Here is a 14,150-nt window from a genome sequence, read left to right as displayed (position 1 = left end):
CCGGGCCCCCGAGTCAGCCCTTGTTCGGGTGGACGATCTGCCACTCCTGGTCGTCCGTGTTGGAGCAGTCGAAGAGCGTCAGGCGGGCCCCGACACCGCCGTCGCTGTAGCCGCTCACGTCCAGGCACTTGTTGTTGCTGGCGAAGTTGCGGATCCAGTAGGCGCCGCTGTCCTGCTTCTGGATCCACCACAGCTGGTTGTCCGCGGTGGTGCCGTCACAGGTGAACTCGGCGATACCGGTACGGACGGGCTCGGCCCCGTAGTTGGGCAGGTCCATGCAGAGCTGGTCCTTGACGTTGCGGATCAGGAACAGCGGCTCGCCGCCCGGACCGCCCTTGGGCAGCGTCACCTCCAAATTCCAGTTCTGGTTGTCGCCCGTCTCGTTGCAGGGGGCCTGGTTGACGGGCCCGGCGAGCTGTCCCTTGTCGCGTCCCGGGATGTCGGCGCACATCTTGGTGGTGGTGTTGCGCAGCAGGATGTCGGTGGCGGGCACCACGCCCGGCTTCTTGGAGGGCTTCGGCGGCTGCGGCGCCCCACCGCCGTCGCCACCGCCGGGCTTGTCGGCGGGCTTCTCCTTCTCGGGCGGCGGGGCGGCGCTCTGCGAGGCCAGCGGTGTGGGGCTGGCGCTGGGCGGCAGCGTGTTGCCCGCCTGCTGGGTCTGCTCGGTGGCGCTGCTGCGCACCTGGGGCTTGTAGGCGATCCACAGGGTGACGAAGGTGATCGCCAGAGCCATGGCCATGCCCAGGAACGTCGCCAGCCAGCGGGGCAGGAAGCCCCGCTGGACGTAGGTGCCCTGCACCTCGGTGGGTTCGGCGGCGGCGCGGCGTACGGCCAGGGTGAAGTTCCGCTCTTCCTTGGAGCCGAACCAGATGATCCGGCGGGGCCGCAGGCCCGCGTCCACGAACGCCGCCCGGCCCGGCTCGATCTGCAGGGCGGCCGGGCGGATCTCGTACGACAGGTGGTCACCGGTGTCGCTGCCGCTGACCGACGCGGTGACCTTGGTGTTGCCCAGGTTGTCCACCGCCAGCCGTGGCCGTCCGCGAAAGCGCCCCTTGACCGTCACCGGCACCAGCTCCGCCCGCACCTCGCTGAACGGCGTGATGGTGAGGACGCCCTCCGGGACGGTCACCGCCTCGGGGTGCTCGGCCGGGGTGATCCGCACCGCGTACGGGTTGGGTCCGGCGGTCGCGTCCGGGGTGCGCGGTGGGGCGAACGTCAGCTCCACCGTCCCGGTCGTGCCGGGGTACATCCGCAGTGTCCGCGGCTCCACCGTGGTCCAGGGCGCGAGGGCGCCCACGGGCTCGAAGCGGTACTCGTCCACCACGTCGCCGGTGTTGCGCAAGCGCAGCCGCACTCGGGTGGCGCTGCCGGGGTCGACGGTCGCGGACGCGGGTTCCAGGGAGGTCCAAAGGCTCACACGACGACGCTAGGGTGCGCCTTCGGCGGTGTCAGGAGCCGTCGGGACATGGTGAGTTGCCCACGTCGCCCTGTCCGGTTGCCCTCGCGTTCCCGGACAAGGGGAGGTCGCCCCTCCGGGGGTGCGGCACGCCCCGTCGACGAGCGCCCGGAAGGCGCCGCACTCCCCGGCGTACGACGGCGGAACGTGTCCATACGCTTTTCGGGTCTGCCTCGGCGAGTGCCCCGACGGCCCTGCCGGTCGGGTACGCGCGCCGGTACAACGGCGGGACGGGAGCGGCCCCTGGCCAGAAAGCGGCCGTCTCCCAGCCGTGTGAGGCGGATTCGGAACAGGACCGCCTCTGCCGACCGGACGGGACACGCCATGCGCGCGCACGAGGAACCATCGGGCCGGAAGGCCGAGGAGAAGGGACGGCCTCCCCGGCGGGCAGCGGCCGCCGCCGAGACCGGCGGGCCGCTGGACGCCGCGCGGATGGGCGCGTTGCAGGGCCTGGTCGGCAACCGCGCGGTGGCGCGCCGCGTGGCCCAGGAGCGGCACGTCCACGGGGACGGGTGCGGACACGGCGGCATCGAGGACGCCGGCCCGATGAAGGACACCGGCCCGACCGGTCAGCTGGGCCTGCTCGGTGCCGCCATGAACACCCCCAGCCGCCCGCTCCCCGACGAGGTGCGCAAAGAGGCGGAGCCGTTCTACCAGACGAACTTCTCCAGCACCCGCCTGCATGACGACGCGGTGGCCCAGCGGGCCACCGCGGCCATGGGGGCCGAGGCGATGACGATCGACAACCACATCTTCCTCGCCCCGGCCGCAGTACGGAACAAGAGGCTCATCGGCCATGAGCTCAGCCATGTGAAGAACAACCTCGCCGGCGTTCCCGAGACAGGCAGGGACAACGGCGCCGGGGTCCCGGTCACCGACCCGGGACAGGGCTCGGAACGGTCGGCGGAGAGCGACGGGGACGCCTTCGAGGCGGGGGAGCAGAGGGCCCCGTCCGTCGTCGCCCGGCGGGCGGCCGGCGGGGGGAGCGGGGGCGCCCCCGCGGTCCAGCGGATGACCGGGCACGCCACCGTGGCCCGAGCGAAGGACACCAAGGGCAAGGGCAAGGCCAAGGCTGGTGACTCGGCCGTGGTGGACGAGTGGCAGGCGCGCTACAAGAAGATCGCCGAGCTGGCCAGACAGTGCACCTGTGAGCAGCCGGACCCCCGCTGGGGCCGGGTCACCGAAGAGGTGATCATCCGTTACGCGCGGTCCTACGCGGGCCGGCGGGAGGAGCAGAGCCTGCGGCACGTGGCCCGTGCGGCGTACAGCAGCATCGGCCACCAGGAGAAGAAGGCGAAGGCGGCCTCGGCGGCGGGAAAGGGGCCGGAGAAGAAGGAGGGCAAGGAGAAGAAGGACAAGGAGGAAGAGGTCCAGGCGATGCTGGGCAACGACACCCTCTTCTTCTCCACCAACCGGGACCAGTCCGTCCAGAGCCTGCACCGGGCACTGCTGACCGCCGCGGGTCTGGACGCGGAGGAGGAGGACGCGCCGGGCGAAGCGCTGGCCCAGATGCTGATCACCGACTACGACAAGCCTGCTCCCCCGGACGGCGGGCAGGAGGCGGCGCCCGGGGGGTCGGGAAAACGGCGAGCCGCCACGGTCGACCCCCAGACCGGCAAGCGCCGCCAGACCGGCAAGGGTGCGGGCGCCGCGGCGCTGCCGAAGTACGACGACGCCAAGGAGCGGGACCGCCAAGCCCGGCTGAAGATCCGTCAGGGTCTGAAGACGCAAGCCATGCCGGCCCTGTCGCTGGACTCGGCCATGGACGTGGACGACCCGGCCGCGGCGTTCAAGCGGGACAACGCGACCCTGAAGGCCCTGCGGAACATGAAGTGGGTCCGCCTGGTCGACGTCTCCCAGGCGGCCGCCCAGGACCCGCGCCACCGGGCCTATCTGGCCGAGCTGGTCGCGGGCAGGCACACCGGGTACGCCTATCTGCTGCACAACGGCGGCGGCAAGGAAGCGCAGCACGCCGAGCAGAAGCTCCTGATGCTGCTCAGCCACACCGGCAAGGACGCGGGTCAGTTCCTCATCCGCGGCCGCAAACGCCCCTGCCGGGCCTGCCTCGCGCTGCTCGCGTACTTCAAGGACGAGCTGGGCTACGACATCGCGTTCGACCCGCGTGGCAACCACCTCTTCGTCACTCCGCTCAAGAACGCCTACGAGACCTTCGGCGACGACATCGGACCGGAGGGGCAGAAGAGGTTCGACGCGCATTTCCAGCAGCACATGGGCCCCGGGCAGCCCATGTACGCCTCCGCGCCCAGGAACGCGACGCCCGCCGCCGCCTCGGCCGCACACGGTATCCAGGAGGCGGTGATGGGCGACGACGGTGGCATGGAGCAGAAGCTCGCGCTCATCAGGACCGAGAACGGCAAACTGCGTTACCCGAACAGCGGCGAGCAGCCGACGGTGGACACGCCGTCCACCAGCGAGGCGTCGGACGAGTCCGACACGGAAGGGGTGAGCGGCCTGACGCACGCCACCCGGGAGCTGTCCCTGAGGCCCAAAGCCCCGTCCGCGCCCGTCGGGGACCGCAAGGCACGGGAGGCGGAGGCGAAGGACGCCCTCAGGGCGCGGGTGGAGGGGGAGCTGATGCCGCTGATGGGGTCGGAACTGCTCGAGGAGTACCAGCGGAAGAAGCAGGCCCGGGCCGAAACCGGGAAGAGCGACGGAAAGCCGTACAAGAAGCTGTTTCCCGATGATCTGCTCAGGAAAATCGTGGAACTGACCGCCGGCGAGGGCCCGCCCAGTCAGGCATTCGTGGCGAAGGAAATCTTCGGAGTGGAGGGGCCCGCCCTGAGCGGCAGGCTCCAGAATTTCAAGAGCGGGAAGGTGCGGAAGAAGCCCCGGCAGATCACTGATGGCGAGAAGCAACAGCTCGTCGACGCGATGCCGGACCAGTTCCGCACGGCGTGGGAGCGCGGCACTGGAATCCCGGAGTTCAAGGAGGAACACGAAGAATTCGGAAGACTGGTCTTCACCATCATGTTCCTGGGTCCGCAGGAAGTCTCCCGGAACTCCATGGCGGATGCTCTGCACATCTCCCCGACCGCGATGGCGAATAGGGTGGGCAAGCTGAAGAAGAAGTACGGCCATCTCCTGAACGACCCGGGCGAGGGCCCGGCCCCCACCTGACGCGGTCGTGTCCGTACGGGCACCCCCACGGGCAACGCCCCTGCCCCCGCCCCGGCACCCGGGGCCGTTTCGGGACGGGGGACGCGCGAGTGAGGCTGGGGACAGTCCCATCGCGTACCCGGAGGAGAGCAGAGCATGCCGTCCTATCTGTCGCCCGGCGTCTATGTCGAGGAGGTGGCCAACGGCTCGCGCCCGATCGAGGGTGTGGGCACCTCGGTCGCGGCCTTCGTCGGGCTCGCCCCGACCGGGCCGCTGAACGAACCGACGCTGGTGACCAACTGGACGCAGTACGTCGCGGCCTTCGGTGACTTCTGCGACGGCTACTACCTCGCGCACTCCGTCTACGGGTTCTTCAACAACGGCGGTTCCGCCGCGTACGTGGTCCGGGTCGGCGGCTCGGCCGACGGCGCCGCCGACAAGGGCCGGGGCGCCGCACAGCCGGCCGTCGCGGGCGGCTCGGGCCCGGCCGCCCTGCCCGCCGCCGAGCCCGTACAGCTCGGCACGTTCGCCGTGACGGCCACCGCCGCCGGGACCAACGGTCCGCTCAGCGTCGAGGTCGCCGACCCCGAGGGCGAGGGACCCGCCGAGCGGTTCAAGCTGATCGTCAAGGACGGCGGCAAGCCCGTCGAGACGTTCGACGTGAGCGCCAAGAAGGGCAACCGCTTTTACGTCGTCAGCCAGGTCAAGGAGCAGTCCCGGCTGATCACGGTGACGGAGGCGGCGCCCTCCGCGCAGCTGGCCCGCCCCGAGAACCAGACGGTGGCCCTGGCCGCGCCGCCCGTCCCCGCAGCCCCCGCCGAGAACACCCCGGCCGAGGCGGCGCACCCCGGCCCGGCCCACTACCTCGGTGACTCCGCCGACCGTACGGGCTTCGGCGGCCTGGAGGCCATCGACGAGATCTCCATGGTCGCCGTGCCCGACCTGATGGCGGCGTACGAGCGCGGCGCGATCGACCTGGAGGCCGTCAAGGCCGTCCAGCTCGGCCTCATCGCCCACTGCGAGCTGATGGGCGACCGGGTCGCCATCATCGACCCGCCGCCGCGGCAGAACGCCCGCCAGATCCGTGTCTGGCGCCAGGAGACGGCCGGTTACGACTCCAAGTACGCGGCCCTGTACTACCCCTGGATCAAGTCCTTCGACCCGGCCTCCGGGCAGTCGCGGCTGATCCCGCCGAGCGGCCACATCGCCGGCATCTGGGCCCGCAACGACTCCGAGCGCGGGGTGCACAAGGCCCCCGCCAACGAGGTGGTGCGCGGCGCCGTCGACCTGGAGCTCCAGATCACCCGCGGCGAGCAGGACCTGCTCAACCCCATCGGCGTCAACTGCATCCGCGCCTTCCCGGGCCGCGGCATCCGCGTCTGGGGTGCCCGCACGCTCTCCTCCGACCCGGCCTGGCGCTATCTGAACATCCGCCGGTACTTCAACTACCTGGAGGAGTCGATCCTGATCGGCACCCAGTGGGTGGTGTTCGAGCCGAACGACCACAACCTCTGGGCCCGCATCCGCCGCAATGTGTCGGCGTTCCTGGTCAACGAGTGGCGCAGCGGGGCGCTCTTCGGCCAGAGCCCCTCGGAGGCGTACTACGTCAAGTGCGACGAGGAGACGAACCCGCCGGAGTCGGTCGACGTCGGCCGGGTGGTGTGCGAGATCGGTATCGCGCCGGTCAAGCCCGCCGAGTTCGTGATCTTCCGGTTGGCCCAGTTCTCCAGCGGCAGCGGCGAGTTGGAGGAGTAGGCCGCCCGCCGACTCCCCCGAATCCGTATGCCTCGTAAACCCGTACGCCCCTCCCGGGCCTCCAGAAGGACAGCGAACAGATGAGTCTCCAGCCGGGTGACGCCCTCACCTCACACAACTTCGGCCTCCAGATCGACGGTGTGATGGTCGAGTACCTCGCCGAAGTCAGCGGTCTGACCCTCGAACAGGAAGTCATCCGCTACACCCAGAACAACGGCTCCACCGGCAAGAACGAGATAGCGATCATGCCGGGCACCCAGAAGGACGGGCAGTGCACCGTGGTGCGCGGTATGACCCAGTCCACGTCGTTCACCCAGTGGATCAACGACTCCATCAACGGCCGGATGACCACGGCTCGCAAGAACGCCTCCATCATCATGATGGACTACGAGGACAACCCGGTGAAGCGCTACAACCTGCGCAACGCCTGGTGCAGCAAGATCGATACCAGCACGGTGAAGGCCGGTGAGGCCTCCGCGCTGACCGAGACCGTGACCATCGTGTTCGAAGAACTGGTCATCGAGTAATGAGGCGCACGACTGCCACCGCACCGGGCGCCGCCCCCAAGACCGCGGCGGCGGGAGCGGACGACCCCCAGTCGGCTCCCGCCGTCGCGCCCCCCGCACCGGAACCGGCCCCGGCGGCCGCGCGCGACGAACTGCGCACCGAGTTCCCCTTCGAGCTCCCGCGCGGATACGTCGACGACTCGGGCACGGTCCACCGGGACGGGGTGATGCGCCTGTCCACCGCCCGGGACGAACTGGTCCCGCTGCGCGACGTGCGCGTCCAGGAGAACCCGGCGTATCTGTCGGTGGTGCTGCTCGGCCGGGTGATCACCCGGCTGGGCACGCTGTCGATGGTGCACGACGGGATCGTGGAGAACATGTTCGCCTCCGATCTGGCGTTCCTCCAGGACTTCTACCGTCAGATCAACGCGGAGGGCCACACCCGCGCGGCCGTCAGGTGCCCGCACTGCTCGGAGCCCTTCGAGGTGGAACTCGGCGGGAGCCGCCTGGGGGAATCGTGACGTACGCGACCGACCGGCTGCACGAGGAGATCGCGTACGTCGCCTACCACTTCCACTGGAGTCTGGACGCGATCCTGGACATGGAACACCACGACCGCCGCCAGTACACGGAACAGATCGCGTCCCTGGTGACGCGCGGCGCGGGGGAGGGCTGAGCGGTGGGATTCCTGAACCGGCTGCGGGGCCGTCGGGATGGTGGTGTCGGTGCGGACGGTGGTGTTGCGCCCGTCGTCACGGGGGCCGCCCCGGCGGAGGGTGCGGGGAGTGCCCCGGGCACGGCCCCCATCGCCGCCTGGCCGCACCTGCCGCCTATCCAGCGGGCGACGGGGGCCACGCGGGCCGGGGTCGCCGACGCCGGGTTCGGCGGGCGGCTGCCGACGTGGCAGAACCCGTCGTTCACGGGGGCGCCGTCTTTGGCGGTGCTGGATCCGGCCGCGAGCAGCAGCATGCTGGCGGGCGGGTTCAATGCGCCCGTGCAGCGCGCCTCTGTGGCCGAACGGCCTGCGCAGGCCGGTTCGTTGGGCTCGTCGGCAGGCCCGGCAGGCCCGGCGGCGCAGCGGGTGCCGGTCGCGCCGGTGCGCGCGATTCCGACGGGGGGCGGGGTGCCGACGGCTTCGGCTGCCGGTGCGGGTACGGCGGGAGCGGCGTCCTTGGTCCCGTCCACGGGGCGGTCCGCGTTCCCCGCCGAGGCGTCGATGGCTCCGGCGAGGACGCCGTCCGCGGCGCCGGGCGGGGCGGCTGCCGCGTCCCCGGTCCAGCGGGCCACACGGTCGTCCGCGTCGGCGGCGACCACTCCGGCCCGGGGTGACCGGGGGGTGCGCGTGACACCCGTACCGCCTGCCGCGCCCCGCCCCCGGCCGTCCCTGACGACGGCGCCGGCCGGGCCGTCGGCCGTGCAGCGCCGGGTTCTTCCGGCCAGTCGTCGGGCGACTGGCGCGCCGTCCGCCGGCGGAGGCGCAACCGGCCCGGCCGCGCCGCGTGTCGGCACCGGAACCAAGGCCACGGTCGGCGCGCCCGGCGACCAGGGGGCCGCGCCTGCCGCGCCGCACCAGGGTGCCCCGGATCCGGTGGGAAACCTGGTGCAGCGCGCCGCGACTCGGCAGTCCGCTCAGGGGCACCCAGAGGCGACGGACGCCGTGAACGTGCCCGTGGTCCCGGCAACTCCGGTTGCCGGAAAGGGCACCCCGGTGCAGCGGGCGACGGCTTCTCCGCGCGTCACCGCGCGCGACTCCGGTCCAGACGCTGTACGGAGCGCGAGCTCGCCCCGCACCGATACCGCGCCTGCCGCCTCAGCGGGTACGACGGCCGCCGCGCCGGTGCAGCGGGCGACGTCGACGCGCGGCGCCGAACGAGCCGTTCCCGCCGGGCCCGCGCCAACGGGCGTACCCAAGGCCGACCTTGGCGGCAACCGGCCCCAGCCCGCGACGCCGAGCCACGGGGCCGAGCCCGCGCACTCCCGTGCCTCGGCGCCGGTCGAGCGCCCGACTGCCGCGCCCGGCGCGGCTTCGAGGGGTGACGTCGGTGCCCGGTCGGCCCCCGCGCCCGATACGCCATCTACGACGGTCCAGCGAGCGGTGTCCGCGATGAACTCCGCGCCGGGCTCCAGCGGCGGGACGCTCGGTGCCACAGGCGCGCCGTGGTCGACCACACCTGCCGGGGCCGGGAGCGAGCCGGTCCGTGCGCCGATACGGGACGTCGACACCCGCCCTGCGGCGCAGGCACCCGCCGTAAGGCCGTCGGCCGACGGCACTAGCAGCAACACAGAGGACACCCTCCGGGACCAGGCCACGACCCCGGCCCAACGGGAGACGCCACCGCCCCTGGCGACCCACGCCCAGACACCGCCACCGTGGCCGGTCACGCCCCCGGTTGCTCCGACCGCCGGACGGACGAGTCGTGCGTGGGGTGACGCCGGGCTTCCGGCGGCCTCCGCGATGCCTGCGGTGCAGCGTTCCACTCGGGGGTCGAGCGCCGACCCGGTTGCTCCGCCCGCCGGGCCGACGAGTCGTGCGTCAGGTGCCGCTGGTCTCCCGGCCGTCACCTCCGCCACGCCCTCAGTTCAGCGCTCGACCGCGCGCCCGAGCACCCACCCGTTTGTCGGGCCGACGAGTCCTGCGTCAGGTGCCGCCGGGCTCCCCGCCACCTCCGCCACGCTCCCAGTGCAGCGCTCCGCCATGCGCCCGGGCACCGATCCAGTTGCTCCGCCCGCCGGGCCGACGGGTCTTGCAGCAGGTGCCGCCGGGCTCCCCGCCACCTCCGCCACGCTCCCAGTGCAGCGCTCCACCGCGCGCCCGGACACCCACCCGGTTGCTCCGGCCGCCGAGCCGACGGGCCTTGCAGCAAGCGCCGTCGGGCTCCCGGCCGCCACCCCCGCCACGCCCCCAGTTCAGCGCTCCACCGCGCGCCCGAGCACCGACCCGCTCACCGGGCCGACGAGACCTACGTCAGGTGGCGCCGGGGCCGCCTCCTTCTCCGCCACACCCTCCGTCCAGCGATCGCTCCCGGGCGCGGTCTCCCGTTCCCGGCCCGCACCGGCGACGGCACCGGCCGTCGCCACCCAACCCTCCCTCGGCGCCGCCTCCACCCACCCCGTCCAGCGCAGCACCTCCACACCCCGTATGGGCCTGGGCGCTCCCATCCCGTCGAAGCCGGCTGACATACGCCCGGCCGCGCAGGCCGTTCCGGACGCCGCCCCGGCTCCGGCGGCGCCCGCCCCGGCACCGGCCACCGCAACGCCGGTTCCGTCCGTGGCTGCGACCACCCCGACCCGGCGCTCTCCCCTGGGTGCGCCCCTTACCTCCGCCCCCACCGACACCCTCCCCCTCGGAGAACGGCACCCGGCACCGACCCGCGCCGGCAGCCACACGCACAGCCTTACGTCCACCACGCCCGCCCCGATCCAGCGGTTCACCACCCCCGCCATACCGTCCCCGACCCCGGCGTTCACGTCGGTGCCGCCAACTCCGGCCACCCCGATCCCGGTGCTGCCCCTCACCCCAACCTCCCCCAGCCCCCTCCCCACCCTCCAGCGCGCCGCCAAGGCCCGCCCCGCGCCTTCCAGGGCCGTGCCTCTGCGTCGTTCCGCCGCGTCCGGCGCCAGCCGGGCCCCCCTCCCCGTAACCCCGCTCACCCCACCGCCGCCGCACCCGGCGCCGGGACCGCTCCACCCGGCTCAGGCACCCGCGTCGCATGCCCTGTCCTCGGCGGCTCCGCCGTCAGACGTGCCCGTCGTCCAGCGTGCCCACGGCCGTACCGTCGGGGCGCTGGCCGCGGCCGTGACGTCCACCATGGGGGCCACGCTGAGGCACCTTCAGGGGGCCTCGGGCCGTCAGGACCGGCCCGCCGCCGCCCCCTCCTCGCCGCCCCCGGCCTACAGCCCCGGTGAAAGCCCGCCGCCGTACACGGCGAACCCCGTGGGCGGGGCGGGGGCGGTGGATCCGCCCGGATACACGGAGGTGCCGCAGGGCGCCTTCAACCCCCGGGAACTCACCGAGTTCCAACTCGACGAGCTGGTGCACCAGATCATCGGCCGCATCACCCGTCACATCCGTACGGAACTGCGCATGGATCGCGAACGGATCGGCCGACTGCGTGACACCCGGCGCTGACCAGCGGCCACCGACAACCACCAGCGAGAGAAAGGCGCACCCCGATGTCCCGTCAGGACCCGGGCTCCACCATCTGGTTCTCCCTCGCCATCGACGGCGAGAGCCTCGGCTACTTCAACGGGTGCGAGGGCCTGTCCTCCCAGGTGGAGATCGAGCACCGGCAGGAGGGCGGCAACAACGGGTTCGTCTGGGCACTGCCCACGCGCGTCACGTTCTCCACCATCCGGCTGACCCGCCCGCTCACCCCGGACACCACCAAGGTCGCCAAGTGGATCTCGTCCGTGCAGACCGGGATCAAGCGGCCCACCGCCCAGATCGCGGCGCTGCGCGCGGACGGGTCGCAGGTCGCCCGCTGGGGGCTGATCGACGTGCTGCCGGTCAGCTGGCGCGGCCCCACCCTCGACCCGGCGAGCCCCGGGGTCGCCACGGAAGTGCTGGAGATCGCCCACCACGGCTTCACCGACTGACGCCCGAGGGGCCACAGGACGAAGGACCAGGACAAAGGACCGCAGAGGAAGACCACATGGCGAAGAGCAAGGGCGCGGGCAAGAGCCTGGTACGCGCCACCCTGGCGATCCACGAGCCGCCGCTCGGCACCAGCACCACACCCGGCGGTCTGATCGAGACGTTCACCTTCGAGTTCAACCCGGCGCAGCTCTCCATCAGCCGCCGCGCCCAGTGGAAGGTGACACCGACCGCCGCCGTACGGGACGGCTCCAAGCCGGAGTTCATGGGGCCCGACCCCCGCGAGATGACCGTCGAGATCTTTCTCGACACCTCCGACGAGCCGACCGAGAACACGGTCCTGAAGAAGGTGGAGACGCTCTTCAGCTGCTGCGAGACCACGGACCTGAGCATCGACGCCGACCAGCCGTCGCCGCCCTGGGTGGTCTTCGAGTGGGGGTCCTTCTCCACGGCCCGGTTCACCTCGTACGTCGCCTCGGTCGACGCCGCGTACACCTTGTTCAGCACCACCGGTGTGCCCATCCGCGCCACCTGCCAGATGCGGCTGCACGAGATCCCGTCCAAGGCGAAGTGGCAGAACCCGACGTCGGGCGCGCTGACCGCGCGGCGCGTCCACCGGGTCGTCGCCGGGGACACGTTGCAGTCGCTGGCGTGGCGCCAGTACGGGGACGCCACGGTGTGGCGGGCGATCGCCGAGGCGAACGGCATCGACGACCCGTCCCGGGTGAGGTCCGGTACCGAACTCATCCTGCCCGCCGCCGAGGAGGTGCGTCGCTGATGCCGCCGATCGCGTTCTCCAGTGTCCTGAACGTCACCTTCCGGGGCATGGAACTCCCTTCCGACATCGCCGATCTCCTGGTCGCCGGCACCGTCGACCAGGGGGTGGGAGTGCCCGCCTCCTTCCGGCTCACCTTCCGCGACCCCGCCCGGCTGGTCCTGGACAAACTGAAGATGAAGTTCGGCACCGAGGTGGTCATCACGCCGATCGCCGACGGCCAGGGCACCGGCGTCCCCCTGCTGACCGGTGAGGTCACCGCCATGGAGGTCGACTTCGACGGCGCCGGCACCTTCACCGTCATCCGCGGATACGACTACGGACACCGTCTGATGCGCCAGCGCCGGGTCGTCGCGTACCGCAACCAGCTCGCCTCCGACATCGCCCGCACGATCGCCGTCCAGAACGGCGTCCGTATCGGCCGGATCGACACGACACGGACGCTGTACGAGTTCCTCAGCCAGCCGAACGTCAGCGACTGGGACTTCCTGGCCCGGCTCGCCGACGAGAACAAGATGGTCATGTCGCTCGACGCGAAAGGGCGCTTCCACTTCGTCAGGCCGAAGGCGTCGTCGGGGGCGCCGTCGACCAGGACCGACAGCGACAAGAGCCCGTTCGTGCTGCGGGCGCGCCGCGACATCCTGCGGCTGCGTGCCGCCGTCACCGCCGCCGACCAGGTCGGCCAGGTCGAGTCGCGCGGCTGGAACGTCACCACCAAGAAGAAGATCAAGGAGACGCAGAGGGTCAGCACGGACACGAGCATCGGGATCGGTATCGACTCCGCCAGGATCGCGCGGAAGTTCGCGTCCGCCAAGCTCGTCGAGACCGAAGCGCCCTACGACACGGTCAGCGAGGTACGGCACGCCGCCGAGGCCCTCGCCGCCGATGTGACGTCGTCGTTCGCCGAGCTGGAGGTCGTCGTCCGCGGCAACCCCAAGCTGCGGCCCGGCGTACCCGTGGCCCTGGCCCGCGTCGGCAGCCCCTTCGAGGGCAAGTACACCGTCACCTCGGTGCAGCACGTCTTCGGCGACGGCAAGCACTACGAGTCCTGGGTCAACGTCACCGGCCGCCAGTGGCGCTCCCTGTACGGGCTGGCCTCCGGCGGCGGGGGAGCGGAGGGCGGGGCCGCCCGGCTGCCCGGCGTCGTCAACGCCCTCGTCACCGACGTACAGGACCCGCTGGAACAGGGCAGGGTCAAGCTCACGTTCCCCTGGCTCGACGACACGTACGTGAGTGACTGGGTCCGCTCGGTGCAGTGGGGCGGCAAGGGCGGCGGGGGCGTCTTCCCCATGGACGTCGGCGACGAGGTGCTCGTCGGCTTCGACCGGGGCGCCCTGGACCACCCCTTCGTGATCGGCGGGCTCTACAACGGCCGTGACAAGCCGACCCCGAACGCCGTGCCCCTGCACCACGGGCTGAAGAAGCAGGCCACCCGGCACACCCTGTCCGACCGCAAGGGCAACCGCGTCGACCTGCTCAGCCAGCAGACCGGGCCGCGCGAACAGGGCGTGCGGATCGCCACCGGCAACGACAGGCTGACCATCAGCCTCGACCGCACCAAGACGGAGATCACCGTGGACAGCGCGGGCGCCGTCAGCATCAAGGGCGGGCGCTCGGTGTCGGTCGAGGCGGGCACCGACCTCGACCTGAGGGCCAAGCGCAATGTGTCCATCCGCGGTGGTGGCTCGGTCAGCATCCAGGGCAGCGGTCTGGTCAGCCTCCGGTCGCTGGGGGGTGTGGTGGGTGTGTCCGCGGCGAGTGTCCTGGACTTCAAGGCCGGAGCCGCCGCGACGATGACCGCCGGCGCGGGTGTGCAGATCAACTCCACCGCCAACGTGGGCATCCGGGCCGCCACGCTCCTGCTCAACGGTTTGGTCATGGTCAACAACAAGAAGTACCCGCTGCCCTCATGACGAGGACCCAGAGGGCTCAAGTGACGTACGGGAA

11 protein-coding genes are annotated in these 14,150 nt (G+C 71.8%); 9 read left to right on the top strand and 2 right to left on the bottom strand.

Annotation, left to right across the window (positions count from 1 at the left end; all coding sequences use genetic code 11):
- Positions 1-13 precede the first annotated feature (13 nt).
- Positions 14-1,417, bottom strand: coding sequence for an RICIN domain-containing protein (locus tag ABD236_RS07930; RefSeq protein ID WP_344071713.1), 1,404 nt, complete (start codon positions 1,415-1,417; stop codon positions 14-16).
- Between the two features lie 363 nt (positions 1,418-1,780).
- Here ABD236_RS07930 and ABD236_RS07925 point away from each other — a divergent pair, with 363 nt between their 5' ends.
- The 5 genes from ABD236_RS07925 (at position 1,781) to ABD236_RS07905 (ending at position 7,510) form a co-directional block, all read left to right on the top strand.
- Positions 1,781-4,594 carry an eCIS core domain-containing protein gene (locus ABD236_RS07925; protein ID WP_344071711.1) on the top strand — a complete coding sequence of 938 codons (2,814 nt, stop codon included), beginning with the start codon at positions 1,781-1,783 and terminating at the stop codon, positions 4,592-4,594.
- 135 nt (positions 4,595-4,729) lie between these two features.
- Positions 4,730-6,328 (top strand): phage tail sheath subtilisin-like domain-containing protein, encoded by a 1,599-nt coding sequence (locus tag ABD236_RS07920; protein ID WP_344071709.1) that lies wholly within the window; start codon positions 4,730-4,732, stop codon positions 6,326-6,328.
- An 80-nt stretch (positions 6,329-6,408) separates the two neighbouring features.
- Positions 6,409-6,855, top strand: coding sequence for a phage tail protein (locus ABD236_RS07915; protein WP_344071707.1), 447 nt, complete (start codon positions 6,409-6,411; stop codon positions 6,853-6,855).
- A complete protein-coding gene (locus ABD236_RS07910; RefSeq protein WP_344071705.1) occupies positions 6,855-7,355 on the top strand; it encodes a hypothetical protein in 501 nt (166 codons plus the stop codon). The genes ABD236_RS07915 and ABD236_RS07910 overlap by 1 nt, the downstream gene beginning before the upstream one ends.
- Positions 7,352-7,510: a DUF6760 family protein gene (locus tag ABD236_RS07905; protein WP_344071703.1), complete on the top strand. Its 159-nt coding sequence runs from the start codon at positions 7,352-7,354 to the stop codon at positions 7,508-7,510. Before ABD236_RS07910 ends, ABD236_RS07905 begins: the two co-directional genes overlap by 4 nt.
- A 2,231-nt stretch (positions 7,511-9,741) precedes the next feature.
- Here ABD236_RS07905 and ABD236_RS07900 read toward each other — a convergent pair.
- On the bottom strand, positions 9,742-9,912 hold the full coding sequence (locus tag ABD236_RS07900) for a hypothetical protein (RefSeq protein ID WP_344071701.1): 171 nt from the start codon (positions 9,910-9,912) through the stop codon (positions 9,742-9,744).
- 664 nt (positions 9,913-10,576) lie between these two features.
- Here ABD236_RS07900 and ABD236_RS07895 point away from each other — a divergent pair.
- The 4 genes from ABD236_RS07895 to ABD236_RS07880 are packed head-to-tail and all read left to right on the top strand — an operon-like array spanning position 10,577 to position 14,116.
- Positions 10,577-10,963, top strand: coding sequence for a hypothetical protein (locus tag ABD236_RS07895; RefSeq protein ID WP_344071699.1), 387 nt, complete (start codon positions 10,577-10,579; stop codon positions 10,961-10,963).
- A 44-nt stretch (positions 10,964-11,007) separates the two neighbouring features.
- Positions 11,008-11,430 (top strand): phage tail protein, encoded by a 423-nt coding sequence (locus ABD236_RS07890; RefSeq protein WP_344071697.1) that lies wholly within the window; start codon positions 11,008-11,010, stop codon positions 11,428-11,430.
- A 56-nt stretch (positions 11,431-11,486) separates the two neighbouring features.
- Positions 11,487-12,206, top strand: coding sequence for a CIS tube protein (locus ABD236_RS07885; protein WP_344071695.1), 720 nt, complete (start codon positions 11,487-11,489; stop codon positions 12,204-12,206).
- Entirely contained in the window at positions 12,206-14,116 is a 1,911-nt protein-coding gene (locus ABD236_RS07880; protein ID WP_344071693.1) for a VgrG-related protein, read from the top strand. The genes ABD236_RS07885 and ABD236_RS07880 overlap by 1 nt, the downstream gene beginning before the upstream one ends.
- The last annotated feature ends 34 nt before the right edge of the window (positions 14,117-14,150 follow it).

It is taken from the genome of Streptomyces crystallinus (assembly GCF_039521265.1).
In the GTDB taxonomy this organism is placed as follows: domain Bacteria; phylum Actinomycetota; class Actinomycetes; order Streptomycetales; family Streptomycetaceae; genus Streptomyces; species Streptomyces crystallinus.
Note: the sequence above shows the minus strand (reverse complement) of the source record. Positions and strands in the feature narration are given on the sequence as shown.

Coding starts and splice junctions, on each gene's coding strand:
- ABD236_RS07925 (WP_344071711.1), top strand. CDS start 1,781: ATGCGCGCGCACGAGGAACCATCGGGCCGGAAGGCCGAGGAGAAGGGA.
- ABD236_RS07920 (WP_344071709.1), top strand. CDS start 4,730: ATGCCGTCCTATCTGTCGCCCGGCGTCTATGTCGAGGAGGTGGCCAAC.
- ABD236_RS07915 (WP_344071707.1), top strand. CDS start 6,409: ATGAGTCTCCAGCCGGGTGACGCCCTCACCTCACACAACTTCGGCCTC.
- ABD236_RS07910 (WP_344071705.1), top strand. CDS start 6,855: ATGAGGCGCACGACTGCCACCGCACCGGGCGCCGCCCCCAAGACCGCG.
- ABD236_RS07890 (WP_344071697.1), top strand. CDS start 11,008: ATGTCCCGTCAGGACCCGGGCTCCACCATCTGGTTCTCCCTCGCCATC.
- ABD236_RS07885 (WP_344071695.1), top strand. CDS start 11,487: ATGGCGAAGAGCAAGGGCGCGGGCAAGAGCCTGGTACGCGCCACCCTG.
- ABD236_RS07880 (WP_344071693.1), top strand. CDS start 12,206: ATGCCGCCGATCGCGTTCTCCAGTGTCCTGAACGTCACCTTCCGGGGC.